Below are 19,329 nucleotides of genomic sequence, written 5' to 3'. Positions count from 1 at the left end.
AGAAACTGTTCCTTCCAGATGAACTTTCAGCCAGTTCAAGGTCGTCTCTGCATCATCAAAATTCAATAGCTTGTTCTCATAAAAAAAGCATTCTTTATTATTGTTGGTAACCAATAGGTCCATATCGCCATCATTGTCGTAATCAAAATCAAGGACTTCTACACCTGTGCCCAACTCATTTAAACCCAATTCTGCTGAAATATTCTGGAACGTAGATTGTCCTTCAACAAACAAGTTTTTGAAATAAAAGTTAGGTTCCTCATCTCTATTATTAATAAAATAACCATTCACAATAACTAAATCTTCATCACCATCGAGATCAAAATCTGAAAACTTAGTACCCCAAGACCATAAGGTATTATTAATTCCAAAAGCTTCAGCGGACTCAGTAAATGTCCCGTCACCGTTATTTGTCAGCAAAAAGTTTAAATCTATGGCCGTAATAAAAAAATCGAAATGGCCATCTAAATTATAATCACCTATAGTAATAGCCATATCTTCCCCTGTGGTGTTTATATTATAGCTTGGCGCATCTTCTGTAAAAGTATTGCCATTTTGGCTTATAAATAATTCATTAGGATGTCTTAAATCATTTGTAACATATAAATCAATAAATCCATTAGAGTCAAAATCGAAAGGTAACCCTACAAAACTTGCATAGTTCTCCGTAGTGGATATTCCCACTGATTCACTGACATCTTGAAATGTTTCATTACCTTGATTTAGATATAATGTATTTTGTCCACAACGTTGCCAGTCAGCAATAAAGAGATCCAAAAGACCATCGTGGTTATAGTCAAACCATGTAGCTCCCGTATTACCACATCCATTGATTTCAGTAATTCCAGAAGTCTGAGTTACATTGATAAAAGTTCCGTCTCCCTGATTACGCCATAGTTGTACCCTATCTAAAAAGGTCATAAATAAATCGGGGAACCCGTCATTGTTATAGTCACCCCAATATGCTCCATATTTAAAACCTGCTAATCCTAAAAAAGCATCAGCGTAAATATCATTTGGGAACAAGTTCGAAAAACCAGCTGCTTGGGTGACATCTGTGAACGAACCATCATTGTCATTGCGAAATAATCGACTTAATGATTTTGGTCTTTCGGAATTATCCTTTGCTTTAGCAACGATAAAAATATCCAAATCGCCATCACCATCATAATCAGCAGTGGCTACCCCATTATTTTCCTCCAAAACACCTAAACCAGCAACGTCTTCTACTCTATTAAAAGTTTGAGCTTGAACGGTGATGGTTGTTGCTAAAAATAAAAGTATTACTAAAAGCTTATTATTATTTAATTGTAAAGTTATTTTCATATAAAAACTCAGAAAATTTTAATTTATCACAGATATTTCACTATGCAATATAAAAAAAGCTGTCATACAAATTGCACAACAGCTTTTTAACGGATTAATTATATCGTCTAATTGTCGTCAACAAAAGCTTCCATCACAGCATCACTTACGCCCATATTACTAAAACCACCATCATTATAAAGATTTTGAAGTGTTACGCGCTTGGTTAAGTCGCTAAATAATGTCACTGTATAGTTGGCACAATCTAATGCCGTGGCATTTCCCAATGGAGACATTTTTTCAGCATAAGCAATAAAGCCGTCAAAGCCTTTTACACCACTTCCGGCTGTTGTTGGTGTTGGTGACTGGGAAATGGTATTCACCCGTACATTTTTATCCCTTCCAAAAAAATACCCAAAGCTACGTGCAATACTTTCTAAATAGGCTTTATTATCGGCCATGTCATTATAATCTGGAAAGACACGCTGAGCTGCCATATAAGTTAATGCCACAATACTTCCCCATTCATTCATAGCATCTGCCTTATACAACGTTTGCATTACTTTATGAAAGGACATTGCTGAAACATCGGTTCCTTTTTGTGTCCAATCGTATTTCTGATCTGTGTAATGTCTACCCTTTCTTACGTTTATGGACATCCCTATAGAATGTAATACAAAATCTAACTTCCCACCTAATATTTGCATTGACTTTTCTACAAGATTTTGTAAGTCTTCTTCAGATGTTGCATCTGCTGGGATTATCTGAGAACCTGTTTTCTCTGCCAATGTATTAATTTGCCCCATTCGCATGGCAACCGGTGCATTGGTCAATACAAATTCACCTCCTTCTTCATGAACGCGTTCTGCAGTCTTCCATGCAATAGAGTTTTCATCTAATGCTCCAAAAATAATCCCTTTTTTTCCTTTGAGTAAGTTATACATTGTCTATCTATTTTAGTCTGTTTTTGATTAGTAATTTATCGGTCAAATATAAGATTTAATTAAAGAAATAATGATAAGTTCCTGCCTATGCAGCAATGATCTGTTAATTCAATAATTGTTTGGCATGAGCCATAGCTGATTCTGTAATGTCAGTACCGCCTAGCATTTGTGCTATTTCAACTATACGCTGATCTTCATCTAATCGCTTAAGTTGTGTATGTGTGACATGGTCAATATCTGTTTTGAATACTTTAAAATGTGAATCTCCTTTAGCAGCTATCTGTGGTAGATGTGTAATACTAAACACTTGCATTCTTCCACTCATTTGCTTCATAATACTACCCATTTTATTCGATATTTCGCCTGAAACACCTGTATCTATTTCATCGAACATTATAGATGGTAACTGCATATATTCTGACAAAATAGATTTAATGGTCAGCATAATTCTAGATAACTCGCCGCCAGAAGCAGCTTTCTTTAATGCATTAAAGCTAGATCCTTTGTTTGCCATAAACAAAAACTGCAAACGGTCTTTTCCATTGACCAAAAAACTATCTAGAGATTCAAGCTCTATTTTGAATTTAGCATTTGGCATTCCTAACCCCGAAAGCATTTTCTCTAGCTTTTCTATTAATACAGGAATTATAGCTTTTCGCTGATTACTGATCGTTGTAGCGATTTGATTTAACTCTTTGTTGAGGTTTGAAATTTCTTTTTCTTTCTCTATAATGCTCTCATCTAAACTTTCGGTATTAGAAATCTTAGATTCAAGCTCTGTTTTTATCTCGATTAATTCATCGACTTCTGACACTGAATGTTTTTGAAAAAGATTATTAACCTTTTGCAGTTTCAAACTAACACGTTCTAACTCCTGAGGATCTGAGGACAACAACGCTTCAAGCTTATCCAATTCTGCAACGATATCATCTAACTCAACATTTACACTCGATACTCTATCCTCTAAAGACTCGTATGCCTTCCCAAAACCCGAAATCTTATTTAGTTCTTGTTTTATAAGATTTAATTGGTCCATAACGCCTTGATCTTCTCTAGAAAGTATAAATTTAGAACTACCCAGCTTCTCTCCTATTATTTCTACATTGTTAAGCTGCTCATATTGCGATTCTAAATCTTCGACATCTACAGATTCCAAATCAATTTCATTCAATTCTTTAGTTAGAAACAAATTATAATCATACTCTTTAATCAAATCAGCTTTAGAGGCTTTGAGTATTTCTAAAGACTTCTGAAGCGACTTATAAGTCATTAATCTTTCTGAATATAGCTCCAAGTTTTTGCCATTATCAGCCAGTGCATCTATAACTTTAAATTGATAATCGTCCTGAATTATTTGTTGTGTTTGATGCTGTGAATGTATATCTATAAGATGTGTGCTTAGAGCAACTAAACTCTCTAAAGTTGTTGGTACATCATTGACAAAAGCTCGAGATTTGCCTGAGGGTAAAATTTCGCGCCTTATAATCGTTTGCACATCATAGTCTAAGTCCAAAGACAAAAAAAGGGATTTTAAGTTATAGTTAGCAATATCGAAACTTGCCTCTATAACACATTTTTCATCTTTGTTTTTTACCTGACTTAAATCCGCACGTTTACCTAATACTAAGGATAAACCACCCAAAAGGATAGATTTTCCAGCGCCAGTTTCGCCAGTAATAATAGTCAATCCACTATTAAACTGAACACTAAGCTCGTCTATTAACGCATAATTCTTTATGTAAAGTGAGGTGAGCAAATAAAATTGTGATTAGTATTTACAAAAGTAAAGATTCTGAATCAAGTTCAGACTGGGAAAACTAAAATTATGAATTTATTAAAACTTAATATTCCTCCACTTTTGCGAGTGCATTGGAGCTATCTTATTAAGAATGTCAACGGCGTCTGCAATATTAACACTAGGCCCACCTGATAAGACATCCATTAGCTCATCTGATTTGGCATCAAAGAAGACACGCAATAAAAAAGAATTGGGACGTCTTCTATTTATCTTTTCCAATTCTGGAATTTGCTCAATAATCTTGGCCTTTCCTTCTTTGGGGTCATCTGCCATAATATCCAAACCACCAATATGGTAATTATACATTGTAGACCTAATCTCTTTAAACATTGGTGATAATAAGTTATCGATCAAAGCAAAACGCGATTGTAAGCCGTCTTCCAACTTCCACCCTTGCCCATTTAATTGCTGCGAATAATTAGCTATAATCTGTGCTTGGGCAAAATATTCATCTCCTCCATTAAGCGCAAAAGAATCTGCATCCATACCTAGAATCATAAATACATGAAATGATAAAACGGACATTAAATTAGACTCAAACTGAAGTGGATTGAATACTAAGTTCTGAAATTCCAGATATTGAAAATTAAAGTCTTTATCATTATAGTTATATACGGGAGAACTGTAGGTAGAATTAAAGATTGGTCGAGAGGATGACACTTGTAATGTAGCACTAAAATTATCATTTTCGTAGTTAGTTACATTTATGACCATACTACAATTAATACGTTCTTGAGGACTAAAGTTTTTATCTGTCCATTGCGTATTGTTTATAAATTCTGTCAGTTGTTTTTCGAGTGTCCTGAAAACAACATTATTGTCATTACCTGTTAACTGTGCTATAACATTCACGGTACAGTTCAACTCTTGCGAAAATGTAACTGTTGGCAATATAAGGGCAAATAAAACTAGTATTTTACGCATGTAATTGTTTTAATATCTGTTGTATTAAATCCTCAGCGACTTCAGCTTTAGATTTAAGTGGATGTTCTATAATATCGTAAGACGATGTTATAAATGTAACCTTATTTGTTGATACTCCAAAACCTGCGCCTTTATCTTTTAAAGAATTAAGAACAATCAAATCCAAGTTTTTGGATTTCAATTTTTCTTTAGCATGCTCTAGCTCGTTATTGGTTTCTAGTGCAAAGCCAACCAAAAATTGGTGCGCTTTAATATCGCCTAATGATTTTAGAATATCCTTTGTCTTCTCTAGCTCAATACTAAACGTTGTATCTTTCTTTTTTATTTTCTTATCGGCTACAAATTTTGGTCTGTAATCAGCTACTGCTGCGGAAAGAATAGCTATATCAGAAGATTTAAAGTATTTATGCACTTCATCATACATTTCTTCTGCACTAATTACAGGTATTACATTAACGGAGTTATGATTGATCTTTTGATGTGTAGGACCTGATACTAAAACCACCTTTGCACCCAAGTTAGCGGCTACTCTGGCAATTTCAAAACCCATTTTTCCGCTAGAATGATTACCTATAAACCTTACCGGATCTATAGCTTCATAAGTAGGGCCTGCCGTAATTAAAACTTGTTTTCCCCTAAATGGTAATTGACTCAGGATATCGTTTTCAACAAAATCAATAATGTCTTCAGGTTCTGCCATACGCCCTTCTCCAACTAAACCACTAGCCAACTCCCCTGTTCCTGCAGGAATCATTTTGTTACCATAAGATGTTAACTTCTCAAAAGATGCCTTAGTGGACTGATGCTTATACATATCTAAGTCCATTGCTGGGGCAAAATATACAGGACATTTAGCTGATAAATATGTGGCCAGCAAAATATTATCACAAACACCATTAGCCATTTTTGCCATAGTATTTGCAGTAGCGGGTGCTATAACAAAATAGTCGGCCCAAAGCCCTAGTTCAACATGGTTATTCCATACCTCATTGTCGTCATCCTCGTCTACAAAAGATGAATACACAGGATTTTTAGATAATGTAGAAAGTGTAAGTGGTGTAATAAAATCTTTAGAAGCAGGCGTCATAACAACCTTTACGTTTGCGCCTGCTTTTATAAACAATCTTACTAAACTAGCAGATTTATATGCGGCAATACCTGCGGTAATGCCTAATAAAATGTTTTTGTCTTTTAGAATAGACATGAAAGTTTACGCGATAAAAGAGATTTATATATCTCTAGGTTTTCCCTGAAATTAAAAGTTATTTCTTGTAAGCATCCCATGTACTAAAGCTAAGGTAGCTTATTCCTTGGTATCCTCAGTGTTTCTATGATAAATCTTGTCATCTAACCACTCTTTAATCGCTAAAGCATGTGGCTTAGGTAATTTTTCGTAAAACTTAGAAACTTCTATCTGCTCTTTGTTTTCAAAAATTTCTTCAAGACTATCATTGTAAGTTGCAAACTCTTCTAGTTTGTCTATTAACTCACGTCTTATGTCTGTATTGATTTGCTCTGCACGTTTAGCAATAACAGAAATAGCTTCGTAGATATTGTTTGTAGGTGCATCAACTTCATTTCTATTGTAAGTTACAGTGGTAACAGGTGCATCAGTCTTCTTTAAATCCATCTTTATAACGATTAACTTTTAGTACTAAATATTTTTAATTCTTCTTCTAATTCTGTTTTCATTCTAGTCGCATCGGCTAAAAACTCTGAATTAGGAAAGGCTTTCTTTAACGAATTAAAATAGGATATGGCTTCGTTAAGCCGTTCTTCTTTTAAATTGTTTACACTAAACATTGCCAAATTGTAAGCTGCATCCAATCTATAGTACATAGCTTCATTTCTCAACTTGGTCCCAGGAAATTCAAATAAAAAATTATTGAACGATTTAATTGCAGCTTTATAGTCCCTGATTAAATCATATTGCTTTGCGATTTCAAAGGCCTTTTTTTCGAGCTTAAAATCTAATTCCTTTACTAATGTATTGGCTTCTTGAAGGTATTCTGAATTTGGGTATGCATTAACAAACAATTGCAATTTCTCAATAGCTTCTATGGTTTCTTTCTGTTCTTTTGAATAAACCGGAGAATTGTAGTAATAACCCTTTGCAGACAAAAATGATGCTTCCTCAGCTTTTTCACTTTTGGGATATACGTCCGTAAACTTTTCAAAGTGGTAACTTGCGATATAGTAGTCTCCCATTTGATACGCACACATGGCATGCATATAAGTTAACTTTTCTGCCTGAGGTTTTCCTCTATACTTTGGAAGAACTTGATCGAGCAATCTCTTAGATTTACTCCATTTTTCTGCTTCATATAGTTCAGTAGCTAACGTAAACTTTTTAGACATATCATCAGACTTTAAAGCCTTCTGGAAATCGCTACAGGAAACCAATAAGATTGCTATGAATAGTATGTATAGTCCTCGCTTCATAAATTTTAAACAGGGTGCAAAAGTACACATTATTAACGGATTATAAAAACAAAAATTATATGCTAAAATAAACTTAGTTTTAAAGGCAAAACCTAATTTAAACTAAGTTTAACTTTTACCTAGGTCGACTAGTGCTTTATTAATGTCTTTTTTAAGCTTATCCGTCGCCTCTACTAATGGCAAACGCACATGGGATTTAGATATATTAAGCGCTTCTAAAACCGCTTTGATTCCTGCTGGGTTATTCTCTGAAAAAATCAAACTTGTTATTGGCATTAATTTAAAATGAAGATCGTACGCCTCTTTTGCTTTACCAGCAATTCCTAAACGAATCATCTCTGAAAATTCCTCTGGCAAAGCCTGCCCAATAACAGAAATAACACCTGATCCACCTGCCAAAGCTACACCCAAGGCCAAATCGTCATCACCCGACAATACCAAAAAATCCTCTGGCTTGGTTCTTAACAATTCTAGATATTGATGTACATTATTTCCGGCTTCTTTAACGGCAATGATATTGTCAAAATCCTTGGCTAAACGAATTGTTGTTTTTGGCTCCATATTTTTTGAAGTCCTTCCTGGCACATTGTATAAGATTATTGGCAATGGAGATGCCTCAGCAATAGCTTTAAAATGCTGATAGAGGCCTTCTTGTGTAGGTTTGCTGTAATAAGGTGAAACCGAAAGAATAGCATCTATAGAAGATAAGTCGGTGGTTTTTATTTCTTCGATGATTGACGCCGTATTATTTCCACCAATACCCAATACCAAAGGTAACCTACCGTTATTTACTTTAGATATAAATTGTATTAATTCTTTCTTTTCCTCTGAAGTTACTGTGACGCTTTCTCCTGTTGTACCACTTATCACTAAGTATTCCGTGCCATTCTCAACATTGTGTTCTACTAATCGTTTAAGGGCGTCAAAATCTATACTAAGATCTGATGTAAATGGTGTTATTAATGCAACTCCTGTACCTATAAATTTGGTCATTATAATTTGTTTAAAATGTTCAAGTATTTTTTAAATTCCTCCTTAAATATCTGTACCTCTTTTGGTTTTACATCTATAATTAAATCGTAAAGTCGCTCATCATTTCTGCTTAAGCCAACTTTAAGATTTGCTTTTGATGCTGCGGTTATGGTATTTAACTGTAAGTTTTCTTCTTTATAATAGCTGATTAAAACATCGTAAGCTTCATTAATAAACAATTGTAGCTCCGTATTATTTATCTTTCCTTTCCAACCAAAATCCTTTGGGCTAAAATAGGTTTCCCATTGGCTAGAGACAAACTTATCATCATTTGTAAAGGCCACAATTTTGTGTTTGGGCGATGTTAAATTTAACACTTTAAAATATTGTCTAAACACTTCAAAATCAATAAACTCATCAGCATTCAACAGGACTGCTATTGTCTTTACTTTATTACTGCTTACGGCAACTTTACGCGCAGACAACAATTTATTGACATATTTTTGATTTGATTTTTCCTTAAATGCTTTTAAAATCATTTATATTTAGCCTTTGTGCAAATTTAACAAAAGCCTAAACATTATTTCATCCCATTTGAAAGTTATACGATGATTAGAAATTCATTTTTAATTATTCTATTAATAAGTCTAATTACGTCTTGCAAAGAGCACCAAAGAATTGAAGGCAATCGCATAGAGATTGATGAAAACATTTCATCTAGCCAAACCATCGAAGATTATATTAAACCTTATAGAGCACATGTAAACAAAAATCTGGATAGTATTATTTCGTATGCTCCAGATACTTATTCTAAATCAGACGGTGAACTCAACACAGCTATTGGTAATCTTATGGCTGATGCCGTTTACAGTGAAAGCAATCCTGTATTCCATAAACGTACTGGAAAGAATATAGACTTTGTTCTGTTAAATCACGGAGGTATAAGATCCATAATATCCGAAGGCAATATCACTATGAGGACAGCTTACGAAATTATGCCTTTTGAAAACTCTATAGTTGTAGTAGAATTAAAAGGCATACAGATTAACAAAATGCTATCGTACTTATCCAAGGCAAAAAAGGCCCATCCGGTTTCAAAACAAATTCAAATTACATTAGATGATAATTTTGAAGTAGAAAAAGCACTCATTAACAACAAGCCCATTTCTAAAGATCAAACATATTATCTAGCTACAAACGATTATTTGTATAATGGAGGTAATGACATGACTTTTTTTCACCCAAATGATAGTGTCTATGGATTAGATTATAAAGTAAGGAATATCCTTATCGATTATTTCAAAAAAACCGATACCATAAATCCAAAAATTGATAGTCGTTTTGTAAAACTTACAACCGAGTCATGAAAAGAAGACATTTTATACAGCAAGCTACTGCTGCGGCTACAGTTTTAGGGCTAGGCGGCTTATCCTTACAGTCTTGCAACCCTAAAATTAAACATATTACCATTTTACATACCAATGATGTACACAGCCATATCGACCCTTTTGGACCTCAGCACAAAAGAAACCCAAACAAAGGTGGAGTCGCTAGGCGTGCAACGATCGTTGAATCCATAAGAAAAGAAAATCCAAATACTTTATTGTTTGATGCTGGTGATATTTTTCAAGGTACTCCCTATTTTAATTATTACGGTGGTGAGTTAGAATTTAAGCTCATGAGTATGCTTAAATACGATGTGGCTACTATAGGTAATCATGATTTTGACAATGGCATCGATGGTCTCTATGCGCAGTTACCACATGCTAAGTTTGAGTTTGTGTCTGCAAACTATGATTTTTCAAATACCGTTATGGATACCCACGTTAAACCTTACAAAGTTTTAGTTAGGGATGGTGTGAGAATAGGTGTTTTTGGATTAGGAATTCAGCTCGAGGGACTTGTACAAAAAGAATTATACAAGGAAACCATTTATAATGATCCCATAGAAATAGCTCAAGATATCTCTCGTGCACTAAAAGAAGAAGAATCTTGCGATTTGGTAATCTGTTTATCACATATTGGTTATCATTATAAGGATAATCCAGATATTGCTAGCGATTTAAATTTAGCCAAAGCTACTAAAGATATTGACTTAATTATTGGTGGTCATACCCATACATTCTTACCTAAACCAACAATAACAAAAAATAGAGTTGGACAAAAAGTACTTGTAAATCAAGTTGGTGCATACGGCCTTTATTTGGGTAGAATTGATTTTTATTTTGAACCTGGTAAAGAACTAAAATCAGACAGCACTACAATAATTGTATAAGCTTTTTGTAAGTAACTAAAATCGAAACGTCTAAGATTTCAACTAAAACAATACATATTATGAAATCTAGCAAAATCATTTTAATACTCCGAATCATTGTTGCAATCATCTTAATTCAAACACTGAGGTTTAAGTTTACGGCCCACCCAGACAGTGTCTATATTTTTGAAACCGTTGGTTTAGAACCTGTTGGTAGAATAGGTATCGGTATATTAGAACTTATTGCTGGAATATTGCTTCTAATACCAAGGACCATTTGGGCAGGTGCTTTATTAACGCTTGGACTTATTGGCGGAGCTATTATGATGCACCTTACACAATTGGGTATTGATGTTAAAGGTGATGGAGGTGTATTATTCTACACAGCTATTGTGACTTTTACTTTAAGCGCAATTATTCTTTATTACCACCGTAAGGCGATTCCCTTCCTTGGAAAAAAATTAAGCTTCTAACTTTTCATCGACATCGACGTATGTTGGTTCTGGACCTGTAAAATTTACTTGGGATTGCAGATAAAAAAATAAGAAGGCCACAACCAAAAAGAATGAATATATAAAACCAAGGTTTTTATCATTTTTTAAGATGTAGAAATATGCTAACTGAATTATTTCTGAAAAAACAATACAAATAGATCCCAATAGAAATAACATGGATTTATTATCATTTCTGTACATATAGTCTATTAATGCCACAGATAGTAGTGCCATAATCACAGCGTTATAAATAAACTCCAAAGTGTACTCGTATACAGAAAGTGCACTTTTAGTAGTATCGGTAACTAAAACAACACAAAAAATATCCAGCAGAAAAAGAATTAATATAGGTATGGCAAGTTCTTTAAAAACTGCCTTGATTTTAATTGATAATGCAATTTTTGCAATTAAAAACAAATATGAGACGATGTATAAAATATTAGCACCGTAATAGTAATAATCTATTTGCTCTTGTTGTATTATTGGACCGTACCACGACGAATAACTTAATAGATGTGCTAGAGTAAATGTAACTAAGAACCAAAAAAACATTCTCGACTTATTATTTGTCCACTTACAATACAAGACCGTTAACAAGACTAACATTAACGCACTCACTGCTGCTCCCTCTAGCTCAAATGCAAGTCCCTGAAGTACTATAAAAACTCCTCCTAAAAGTAATAGCCCAACTTTTATGATTCTATTCACTAACATTAATTAATCCCTTATTAATAAAGCGAATATAATATTATTTTACAATTAAACGATAAAAAATTACGTTTTATCGATGAAATGCATGTTTTTTTGTAAGAATTTATTTCAATAATTTCAAAAACTCTTGCTCAGAGAGAATCGTAATATTTAAATTTTCTGCTTTTGTACGCTTGCTGGGGCCCATTTTGTCACCTGCGACTAAATAGCTGGTTTTAGAGGATATCGATGACGACACTTTTCCGCCATTATCTTCTATAAGTTTTTTAAGTTCATTGCGAGACAAGGTTTCAAAAACACCAGAAACAACAATAGACAATCCATTTAACTTATCAGTTTGATTGGCTAATTTATCGGCCGAAATTTCAAGTTGTACCCCAAAGGATCTTAAGCGCTCAACAATGTTCTTATTTTGGTCGGAAGAGAAAAAATCAACTACACTTTCTGCTATGCGTTCTCCGATTTCATCTACAGTCACTAAATCCAATACTGATGCATTCATCAAAGCATCAATAGATTTGTAATGCTTAGCCAATTTCTTAGCCACAGTTTCACCAACATATCGTATTCCTAAAGCAAATAAGACACGTTCAAATGGAATTTGCTTTGAAGCTTCAATACCATTAACCAAATTTTCTGCACTTTTCTCTGCCATACGCTCTAATGGAATAACTTGTCCAACGCTTAACTCATACAAATCCGAATAATTAGCAATCAACTCTTCATTGACCAACAACGCTACGGTCTCACCTCCTAAGCCCTCAATATCCATGGCTTTCCTAGAGATGTAATGCTGAATACGACCAATAACCTGTGGCGGGCAGCCATTATAGTTTGGACAATAGTGTTTGGCTTCGCCTTCTGGTCTTATAAGTTCTGTCCCACATTCTGGGCAATGTGTTATATAAATTGTAGGTTGAGAATGTTTTGGACGTTTTTTTAAATCTACTGCAATAATTTTTGGAATAATCTCACCTCCTTTTTCTACAAATACCTCATCGCCTTCCCTAATATCCAATTTTTCAATCTGATCGGCATTATGGAGCGAGGCACGCTTTACGGTAGTACCAGCCAATTGTACAGGTTCTAAATTGGCAACAGGTGTTATTGCTCCAGTTCGCCCAACCTGATAGGTGATTTCATTTAATCTGGTGGAGACTTGTTCTGCTTTAAACTTATAGGCCATTGCCCAACGTGGCGCCTTAGACGTATAGCCTAATTCTTCTTGTTGATATAAACTATTAACTTTAATGACTACACCATCAATCTCATAAGGTAAGCCATGACGATGCTCGTCCCAATATGCCACATAGTCTAAAACATCTTCGATAGAATTCATCAATTTTGCTTCTTTAGGAACTTTAAATCCCCATTCCCTTGCTTTTTGAAGTCCTTCAAATTGTGTAGAAACATTTAAGTTATTGCCTTTAATACTGTACAATAAACATTCTAACGGACGTTTGGCCACCTCAGCACTGTCCTGTAGTTTTAGACTTCCTGAGGCTGTATTTCTAGGATTTCTATAGGGCTCTTCGTCATTGGCGATACGCTCTTCGTTCATTTTTAGGAAGCCTTCTATAGGTAAGATAATTTCACCTCTAATATCAAAACGCTCAGGATAATCACCTTTAAGTTGCAAAGGAACCGTATTAATAGTCTTTACGTTAGTTGTTACCTCATCGCCCTGCACGCCATCGCCTCTGGTGACTGCTCTTAGCAACTTTCCGTTTTCGTAAGTGAGGTTCATCGAGGCTCCATCATACTTTAATTCACAGGTATACTGTACTTCGCCATCTACCAATTTTTTGATTCTGGTTTCCCAGTCTTGTAAATCTTCTTTTGAATAGGAATTATCTAAAGAATACATCCTAAAATCATGCACCACTGTATTAAAATTCTTAGTAATGGCACCACCTACACGCTGTGTTGGTGAGTTGGCATCAAAAAACTCAGGGTGCGCGTCTTCTAAAATCTGGAGTTCTTTCAACTTCATATCGAACTCATAATCACTAATGGTTGGATTATCAAGGATATAGTAATTGTAATTATGCTGACGCAGCTCGTCTCTAAGGTTTTGTATTTTTTGTTGTGTGTTCATCAAATTTAAATTTGATCATTTTTCTTGACTTAAACTTACCCAAAATAAAATTGCACCCAAAATTAATCTAACTGTAATAAAAATCAGAAATCTGCATCTGACAGGCAATACGTAGACCGAGATTAACTAAACCGAAAATCTTATGTAATTTGCTAATGTCTCCTTGAGTTACTTTCAGTTTTTATTCTTTTTTGAGATTTCTCACGTTGTTCGAAATGACAAAATATCTTTCTAAAAGTATGAATATGCAATTATAATTTGTCAATCCTAAAGCCCTTCCTTATTTAACCATTTTGGGGTTGGCAATGGAACGTAATTATTCATTTTATCCAATATACCACTTATCGTATTATCGATAACTACGGCATCTAAGTTTTCCTGTTTTAAAAAACCGCGTTCTACCATAGTTTTACATTGAGCGATTAAGGCATCATAATAGCCATTAATATTCAAAATACCAATAGGCTTTGTATGCAACCCGAGCTGTCCCCATGTGGTGATTTCAAAAAACTCGTCCATAGTGCCAAAACCTCCAGGAATTATAATAAATCCATCACTTTTTTCGTACATAATGATCTTACGATCGTGCATATTTTCGGTAACGATTAGTTCTGAAAGTTCGTTATGCACAATTTCTTTTGTTTGTAAAAACTTCGGAATGACACCAATGGTTTTACCATTACTATCCATTACTCCTTGGGCAACTTTGCCCATAATGCCAATCCTTGCTGCACCATAAACCAATGCGGTGTTCTCCTGTGCTAATGTTTCTCCTAATTGATAAGCTGTTGCAATAATGTCTGGATCGTTACCTTCGCTACTGCCGCAAAATACAGATATACTTTTCATTTTAATTTCCCATGAAAATGGGCGTCTTTTTGTTTTAGATTCCTGCTTTCACTTCGACTACGCTCAGTGACCACGCAGGAATGACAAATTAAATTATTTCCTTAGTGCTTTTAACATACGGTCATTACCATTTAAATCCTTCCGTAATTCAACATTTTGAAAATTGGCATCTATCAGCAACTGCTCTGTGTCATTGCCAAGATACTGGTTAATTTCAAAATATAAATGTCCTTGTGGTTTCAAATTATTAACAGTAAAATTCATTATGGCTTCATAATACATAAGAGGATTCTCATTTGGGACGAATAATGCTAAATCTGGTTCATTGTCTAACACATTGGGCTTCATTTCGGCTTTTTCCAACTGTCTTACATATGGTGGATTAGATACAATAATATCAAATTCCAAAATATCAAAAGACAAATCCCAATTGGATTTGTTTAAGATGTCAGCTTCAATAAAAGCGACATCGACATTATTAATATCAGCATTGTGTCTGGCTACTTCGATCGCTTCTTTAGATATATCCAGAGCAGAAACCTCTACATTGGGCAAGTGTTTTGCCAAACTTATCGCTATACATCCCGAGCCTGTTCCTATATCTAAAATTTTGAGCCGTTTGTTTTTAATATCAGAATGACTTTTAATAATCCAATCTACCAACTCTTCTGTTTCTGGCCTTGGAATAAGCACATTAGAATTGACCTTAAATATTAAGCCATAAAATTCTGTTTCCCCTAAGATATATTGTATTGGTTTCTGCCGCTTTAAATCTTCTAAGGTTTTAAAAAAGATATCGGTTTCAGAGGTTGTGAATGTCAACTCTGGCTCTAAAGTCAATTGAATCCTTGAAATATTAAGATAGTGCTCGCAGCTTAAAAAGAAGAAACGTTCCACTTCGGCTTTACCGTAAATAATATCTAGTTCTCTATGAAAAGTATGTTTAAGGTCTAATGCTTTCAATACTATAGATCTTTAAGCATCCAAACTGTGCAAGAATAGTGACCTGTATCTCCCATGGGCTGGTCTATGAACTCAAAACCTACTTTTTTATAGAGTTTTCGGGCATTATCCATATAAGGCATGGTCTCTAAATAGCATTGCTCAAAACCAACTTCTTTTGCAAATGCTAAACATTTTTGCATCATTTCGCTACCTAAACCTTTACCTCTCGCTTCTGGCATAAAATACATTTTTTGCAATTCGCACACATTACCTTCATAGTTATCTAACGGAGAAATTCCAGCACCACCAATAATGGCACCATCTTTTTCTACTACAAAATAAATTTTACGTGGTTGATTATAAGTTTCGGTCATACAATCCAAAGCACTATCTTCATAGGCTGTGCCCACCTTAGGCACTCCCATTTCTATGAGGACACTTCTAATCGCCTTAGCAATTTTAGGATCGTCCCTTTGTTCAATTTCTCGAATAACAATAGTATCTTTATCCACTAAATTTTTGATTTAATCCCAAATTTATTTTGGTATGAAGATAGCTATAATTATCAATGTTATGCTTAAAAGAACATTACTGTTTTTATTGTTTTTTTCACTGGTTTTCAACTGTACCGTTACTGAAGAACCAGAGTTTTTAGGACTCGACAATATAAAAGTTGTAGACTCTAACATTAAAAATATCACACTTAGTGCAGATGCATTATTCACTAATCCTAATGATGTTGGCGGCACGCTTAAAACCGATAATCTTAAGGTTTATATTAACGATACCGAAGTCGCCACTTTTGTTTCCGAACCCTTTGAGGTACCTTCTAAGGAGAACTTTGAGATCCCTCTTACAGTATCTATTGCTACAGATAGTATTATCGACAGAAAAAGCCTTGGTGGGTTGTTAGGAAGTTTAATTTCACAAAACTTGAAAGTGCAATACAAAGGGGACATAAAATATAAAGTTCTAGGGTACTCCTCAACTTATGGCGTAGATGAAACCCAAAACATAAAAATTAAGCTTTAGTTGCAAGTTCACGAGGATTATATAAAACGCTGTTTACAGATTGGCAAAAATGGATTGGGCACAACACGTCCAAACCCTATGGTTGGTGCAGTAATTGTTCATAATAACCAAATAATTGGTGAAGGCTTTACTAGCCCTTACGGTGAAAGTCATGCTGAAGTTAATGCCATCAACGCAGTAAAAGATAAGTCGCTGCTTTGTAAAAGTACACTCTATGTAACTCTAGAACCTTGTAGCCATTACGGAAAAACACCGCCTTGTAGCGATTTAATCATAAAGCATAAAATCCCTAAAGTGGTTATTGGTTGTATTGATGATAACCCAGAAGTTGCGGGTAAAGGCGTTGCAAAATTAAAAGCTTCAGGATGCCATGTTGTTATTGGAGTCCTAGAAGAGGAATGTAAAGCACATCATAAGCGTTTTTTTACTTTTCACAATAAAAAACGGCCTTACATTATTTTAAAATGGGCCGAATCTGCAGATGGTTTTATTGCCCCAAAAACAAAAAGTGAAAAGAAACCCGTTTGGATTACCAATATATATTCGAGACAGTTAGTCCACAAATGGCGTGCTGAAGAGCAAGCAATTTTGGTGGGTACAAATACAGTTGTAGAAGATAATCCAAGTTTAACGGTAAGAGATTGGAAGGGCCAAAATCCAACAAGAGTTGTATTGGACAGTTCATCTAAATTGAAAAAAGATTTTGTGGTGTTCAATAATCAATCAGAAACGATTAGAATTACCAACAGCGACATCGATTTTAATCGACCTATAGCTTCCCAAATATGTAAGCTATTATATGAGCGAAGCATCAATTCAATCATCATTGAAGGTGGTGCTAAAACTCTTCAGACGTTTATAGATGAAAACCTCTGGGATGAAGCGCGAGTTTTTACTGGAAAGGTTGAATTTAAAGAAGGTGTTAAAGCACCTAGACTTAATGGAAAACCAATTTCTGAAATTACATTTGTAGACGATACATTGAAAATTTACAGTAACAAAAAACAAGATTCTGAAACATCGCACCCAGATAGTTATCAGGTGCTGTCTAAATAGGGTTATTATGATAAAAACGTTAATATTCGATTTTGGTGATGTCTTTATTAATTTAGACAAGCTAGGTGCTATGCAAAATGCGCTTAAACTCTTTGAATTAAAAACATTTGAAGAGGATATGATAGCTACTAATATTCAGTATGAAATTGGCAAGGTATCAACTTCTGGCTTTATTGATTTCTATTTATCAAAATTTTCAAACTTAGATGAAACTCAAATTATTGACGCTTGGAATTTTGTTCTAAAGGACTTTCCTAAATATCGTTTAGATTTCATCAAGGATCTAGCTCAAAAAGGAGATTACAGGCTAATACTTTTGAGCAATACCAATACTATGCACATTAACTTTATTAAATCTGCTATTGACTTCTATGAAGACTTTAAAAGTTGTTTTGAAAAATTCTATTTGTCTCATGAAATACATTTGAGAAAACCTAACCCCGAAATTTTCGATTTTGTTTTATTGGAAAATAATCTAAATCCTAATGAATGTCTATTTATTGATGACACTAAGGAGAATACCGAAACGGCAAAATCCATGGGAATTCACGTTTGGAATATTGATGAAACAAAAGAAGATGTGGTTAATTTGTTCGACATTAAAAAAGACCTCTTTTGATATACCTTTTATTTAGCATACTCTCATCCACGGCCATATTTGTGCTATTCAAATTATTCGACAAATACAATGTTAATACATTACAAGCCATCGTTATGAATTACATAACGGCAAGTTTATGTGGGTTTCTCCTCTACGATCAGGAAATAAATATATCTAAAATGCTAGCTTCTACATGGTTTTTTGCTGCAATTGCATTAGGATTTTTATTTATTAGCATTTTTAATGTCATGGCTCTTACTGCTCAAAAAAATGGATTATCGGTTGCTTCTGTAGCAAGTAAGATGAGTGTTATTATCCCTGTTTTATTTGGGATTTTGGTTTATAAGGAGAGTATTGGCTTTCAAAAAATTACTGGTATTTTACTGGCTTTGATTGCAGTTTATCTTACCTCGGTAAAACCTAAAAATGACGTTGTTCTTACTAAGGCTATCTATTTACCCATTGTTTTATTTTTAGGGTCTGGAATTATAGATACGAGTGTTAATCATTTTGCCCCAGATGGCAATATGCCCTTATTCTTGGCCATAATCTTTGCAAGCGCAGGAATTATAGGCATTACAGTTGTTGGTTACAAAACCACAAACAAAAAACATCGATTGAATAGAAAAAGCCTCCCTTTCGGTTTTGCATTGGGTGTTGTAAACTATGGTTCTATGTATTTTTTGTTAAAGGCGCTTCGTGTTGATGGTTATGAGAGCTCATCTGTTTTTACGATTAATAATGTTGCTATTGTAGCCGTTTCATGTTTAATGGGACTTTTACTTTTTAAGGAATTAATTTCAAAAAAGAATTGGTTGGGCATTCTAATAGCTCTAATCTCTATTGTATTGGTTACACTCTAAAAAAACAAGCACAAAAAAACCCTCAACTAGATTAAGAAATC

At 34.3% G+C, this 19,329-nt stretch carries 21 protein-coding genes; 7 read left to right on the top strand and 14 right to left on the bottom strand.

All coding sequences use genetic code 11. From position 1 onward, the window contains the following. The 9 genes from Q0972_RS11455 to Q0972_RS11415 form a co-directional block, all read right to left on the bottom strand. Window positions 1-1,326, bottom strand: a 1,326-nt coding sequence (locus Q0972_RS11455) for a VCBS repeat-containing protein (protein WP_299365854.1), incomplete at its 3' end; no start/stop codon positions are given. 107 nt (window positions 1,327-1,433) lie between these two features. After that, entirely contained in the window at window positions 1,434-2,249 is an 816-nt protein-coding gene (locus Q0972_RS11450; protein ID WP_299365853.1) for an SDR family oxidoreductase, read from the bottom strand. A 103-nt stretch (window positions 2,250-2,352) separates the two neighbouring features. Beyond that, window positions 2,353-4,005 carry a DNA repair protein RecN gene (gene recN / locus Q0972_RS11445; RefSeq protein ID WP_299365852.1) on the bottom strand — a complete coding sequence of 551 codons (1,653 nt, stop codon included), beginning with the start codon at window positions 4,003-4,005 and terminating at the stop codon, window positions 2,353-2,355. Window positions 4,006-4,083: 78 nt separating this feature from the next. Continuing rightward, a complete protein-coding gene (locus Q0972_RS11440; RefSeq protein ID WP_299365851.1) occupies window positions 4,084-4,971 on the bottom strand; it encodes a DUF4835 family protein in 888 nt (295 codons plus the stop codon). Then, entirely contained in the window at window positions 4,964-6,175 is a 1,212-nt protein-coding gene (gene coaBC / locus Q0972_RS11435) for a bifunctional phosphopantothenoylcysteine decarboxylase/phosphopantothenate--cysteine ligase CoaBC (protein WP_299365850.1), read from the bottom strand. The genes Q0972_RS11440 and coaBC overlap by 8 nt, the downstream gene beginning before the upstream one ends. A gap of 99 nt (window positions 6,176-6,274) precedes the next feature. After that, entirely contained in the window at window positions 6,275-6,601 is a 327-nt protein-coding gene (locus Q0972_RS11430) for a DNA-directed RNA polymerase subunit omega (RefSeq protein WP_299365849.1), read from the bottom strand. Window positions 6,602-6,612: 11 nt separating this feature from the next. Further along, entirely contained in the window at window positions 6,613-7,413 is an 801-nt protein-coding gene (locus Q0972_RS11425) for an outer membrane protein assembly factor BamD (RefSeq protein WP_299365848.1), read from the bottom strand. Window positions 7,414-7,521: 108 nt separating this feature from the next. Continuing rightward, on the bottom strand, window positions 7,522-8,406 hold the full coding sequence (gene dapA, locus Q0972_RS11420) for a 4-hydroxy-tetrahydrodipicolinate synthase (protein ID WP_299365847.1): 885 nt from the start codon (window positions 8,404-8,406) through the stop codon (window positions 7,522-7,524). After that, the gene (locus tag Q0972_RS11415) at window positions 8,406-8,924 is read right to left on the bottom strand and encodes a hypothetical protein (RefSeq protein WP_299365846.1); all 519 of its coding nucleotides are present in this window, start codon (window positions 8,922-8,924) and stop codon (window positions 8,406-8,408) included. The genes dapA and Q0972_RS11415 overlap by 1 nt, the downstream gene beginning before the upstream one ends. A gap of 69 nt (window positions 8,925-8,993) precedes the next feature. On the opposite strand from Q0972_RS11415, the gene Q0972_RS11410 reads away from it, so the two are divergent. Genes Q0972_RS11410 through Q0972_RS11400 form a run of 3 tightly spaced genes read left to right on the top strand, consistent with a single transcriptional unit; the run spans window position 8,994 to window position 11,112 of the window. Further along, window positions 8,994-9,752 (top strand): 5'-nucleotidase C-terminal domain-containing protein, encoded by a 759-nt coding sequence (locus tag Q0972_RS11410; protein WP_299365845.1) that lies wholly within the window; start codon window positions 8,994-8,996, stop codon window positions 9,750-9,752. After that, window positions 9,749-10,660: a bifunctional UDP-sugar hydrolase/5'-nucleotidase gene (locus tag Q0972_RS11405; protein WP_299365844.1), complete on the top strand. Its 912-nt coding sequence runs from the start codon at window positions 9,749-9,751 to the stop codon at window positions 10,658-10,660. Before Q0972_RS11410 ends, Q0972_RS11405 begins: the two co-directional genes overlap by 4 nt. A gap of 59 nt (window positions 10,661-10,719) precedes the next feature. After that, window positions 10,720-11,112, top strand: coding sequence for a DoxX family membrane protein (locus Q0972_RS11400; protein ID WP_299365843.1), 393 nt, complete (start codon window positions 10,720-10,722; stop codon window positions 11,110-11,112). Here the strand turns inward: Q0972_RS11400 and Q0972_RS11395 are convergent. From Q0972_RS11395 to Q0972_RS11375, 5 genes are all read right to left on the bottom strand, one after another. Then, complete coding sequence (locus tag Q0972_RS11395; RefSeq protein ID WP_299365842.1) at window positions 11,101-11,841, bottom strand: hypothetical protein; 741 nt, start codon at window positions 11,839-11,841, stop codon at window positions 11,101-11,103. The two genes, Q0972_RS11400 and Q0972_RS11395, sit on opposite strands and share 12 nt — an antisense overlap. A 106-nt stretch (window positions 11,842-11,947) precedes the next feature. Further along, on the bottom strand, window positions 11,948-13,942 hold the full coding sequence (gene ligA / locus Q0972_RS11390; protein WP_299365841.1) for an NAD-dependent DNA ligase LigA: 1,995 nt from the start codon (window positions 13,940-13,942) through the stop codon (window positions 11,948-11,950). Between the two features lie 267 nt (window positions 13,943-14,209). Continuing rightward, window positions 14,210-14,791: a TIGR00730 family Rossman fold protein gene (locus Q0972_RS11385; RefSeq protein ID WP_299365840.1), complete on the bottom strand. Its 582-nt coding sequence runs from the start codon at window positions 14,789-14,791 to the stop codon at window positions 14,210-14,212. 93 nt (window positions 14,792-14,884) lie between these two features. Beyond that, entirely contained in the window at window positions 14,885-15,754 is an 870-nt protein-coding gene (prmC, locus tag Q0972_RS11380) for a peptide chain release factor N(5)-glutamine methyltransferase (protein WP_367182401.1), read from the bottom strand. A gap of 2 nt (window positions 15,755-15,756) precedes the next feature. Next, window positions 15,757-16,248: a GNAT family N-acetyltransferase gene (locus Q0972_RS11375; protein WP_299365839.1), complete on the bottom strand. Its 492-nt coding sequence runs from the start codon at window positions 16,246-16,248 to the stop codon at window positions 15,757-15,759. A 34-nt stretch (window positions 16,249-16,282) separates the two neighbouring features. On the opposite strand from Q0972_RS11375, the gene Q0972_RS11370 reads away from it, so the two are divergent. The 4 genes from Q0972_RS11370 to Q0972_RS11355 are packed head-to-tail and all read left to right on the top strand — an operon-like array spanning window position 16,283 to window position 19,288. After that, window positions 16,283-16,768 (top strand): LEA type 2 family protein, encoded by a 486-nt coding sequence (locus Q0972_RS11370; protein WP_299365838.1) that lies wholly within the window; start codon window positions 16,283-16,285, stop codon window positions 16,766-16,768. Next, window positions 16,769-17,824, top strand: coding sequence for a bifunctional diaminohydroxyphosphoribosylaminopyrimidine deaminase/5-amino-6-(5-phosphoribosylamino)uracil reductase RibD (gene ribD, locus Q0972_RS11365; RefSeq protein WP_299365837.1), 1,056 nt, complete (start codon window positions 16,769-16,771; stop codon window positions 17,822-17,824). It abuts the gene before it with no gap. Between the two features lie 7 nt (window positions 17,825-17,831). Beyond that, complete coding sequence (locus tag Q0972_RS11360; protein WP_299365836.1) at window positions 17,832-18,443, top strand: HAD family phosphatase; 612 nt, start codon at window positions 17,832-17,834, stop codon at window positions 18,441-18,443. Further along, on the top strand, window positions 18,440-19,288 hold the full coding sequence (locus tag Q0972_RS11355; protein WP_299365835.1) for a DMT family transporter: 849 nt from the start codon (window positions 18,440-18,442) through the stop codon (window positions 19,286-19,288). The genes Q0972_RS11360 and Q0972_RS11355 overlap by 4 nt, the downstream gene beginning before the upstream one ends. Window positions 19,289-19,329 lie beyond the last annotated feature (41 nt).

It is taken from the genome of Winogradskyella sp. (assembly GCF_028282165.1).
Lineage (GTDB): Bacteria > Bacteroidota > Bacteroidia > Flavobacteriales > Flavobacteriaceae > Winogradskyella.
The sequence above is the reverse complement of the archived record's forward strand: the minus strand, read 5'-3'. Positions and strand labels throughout refer to the sequence as shown.

What these genes read in the sequence shown, in the direction of transcription:
- Q0972_RS11450 (WP_299365853.1), bottom strand. Translation starts at nt 2,249, where the DNA reads ATGTATAACTTACTCAAAGGAAAAAAAGGGATTATTTTTGGAGCATTA.
- Q0972_RS11440 (WP_299365851.1), bottom strand. Translation starts at nt 4,971, where the DNA reads ATGCGTAAAATACTAGTTTTATTTGCCCTTATATTGCCAACAGTTACA.
- coaBC (WP_299365850.1), bottom strand. Translation starts at nt 6,175, where the DNA reads ATGTCTATTCTAAAAGACAAAAACATTTTATTAGGCATTACCGCAGGT.
- Q0972_RS11430 (WP_299365849.1), bottom strand. Translation starts at nt 6,601, where the DNA reads ATGGATTTAAAGAAGACTGATGCACCTGTTACCACTGTAACTTACAAT.
- Q0972_RS11425 (WP_299365848.1), bottom strand. Translation starts at nt 7,413, where the DNA reads ATGAAGCGAGGACTATACATACTATTCATAGCAATCTTATTGGTTTCC.
- dapA (WP_299365847.1), bottom strand. Translation starts at nt 8,406, where the DNA reads ATGACCAAATTTATAGGTACAGGAGTTGCATTAATAACACCATTTACA.
- Q0972_RS11415 (WP_299365846.1), bottom strand. Translation starts at nt 8,924, where the DNA reads ATGATTTTAAAAGCATTTAAGGAAAAATCAAATCAAAAATATGTCAAT.
- Q0972_RS11410 (WP_299365845.1), top strand. Translation starts at nt 8,994, where the DNA reads ATGATTAGAAATTCATTTTTAATTATTCTATTAATAAGTCTAATTACG.
- Q0972_RS11405 (WP_299365844.1), top strand. Translation starts at nt 9,749, where the DNA reads ATGAAAAGAAGACATTTTATACAGCAAGCTACTGCTGCGGCTACAGTT.
- Q0972_RS11400 (WP_299365843.1), top strand. Translation starts at nt 10,720, where the DNA reads ATGAAATCTAGCAAAATCATTTTAATACTCCGAATCATTGTTGCAATC.
- ligA (WP_299365841.1), bottom strand. Translation starts at nt 13,942, where the DNA reads ATGAACACACAACAAAAAATACAAAACCTTAGAGACGAGCTGCGTCAG.
- Q0972_RS11385 (WP_299365840.1), bottom strand. Translation starts at nt 14,791, where the DNA reads ATGAAAAGTATATCTGTATTTTGCGGCAGTAGCGAAGGTAACGATCCA.
- Q0972_RS11370 (WP_299365838.1), top strand. Translation starts at nt 16,283, where the DNA reads ATGAAGATAGCTATAATTATCAATGTTATGCTTAAAAGAACATTACTG.
- Q0972_RS11360 (WP_299365836.1), top strand. Translation starts at nt 17,832, where the DNA reads ATGATAAAAACGTTAATATTCGATTTTGGTGATGTCTTTATTAATTTA.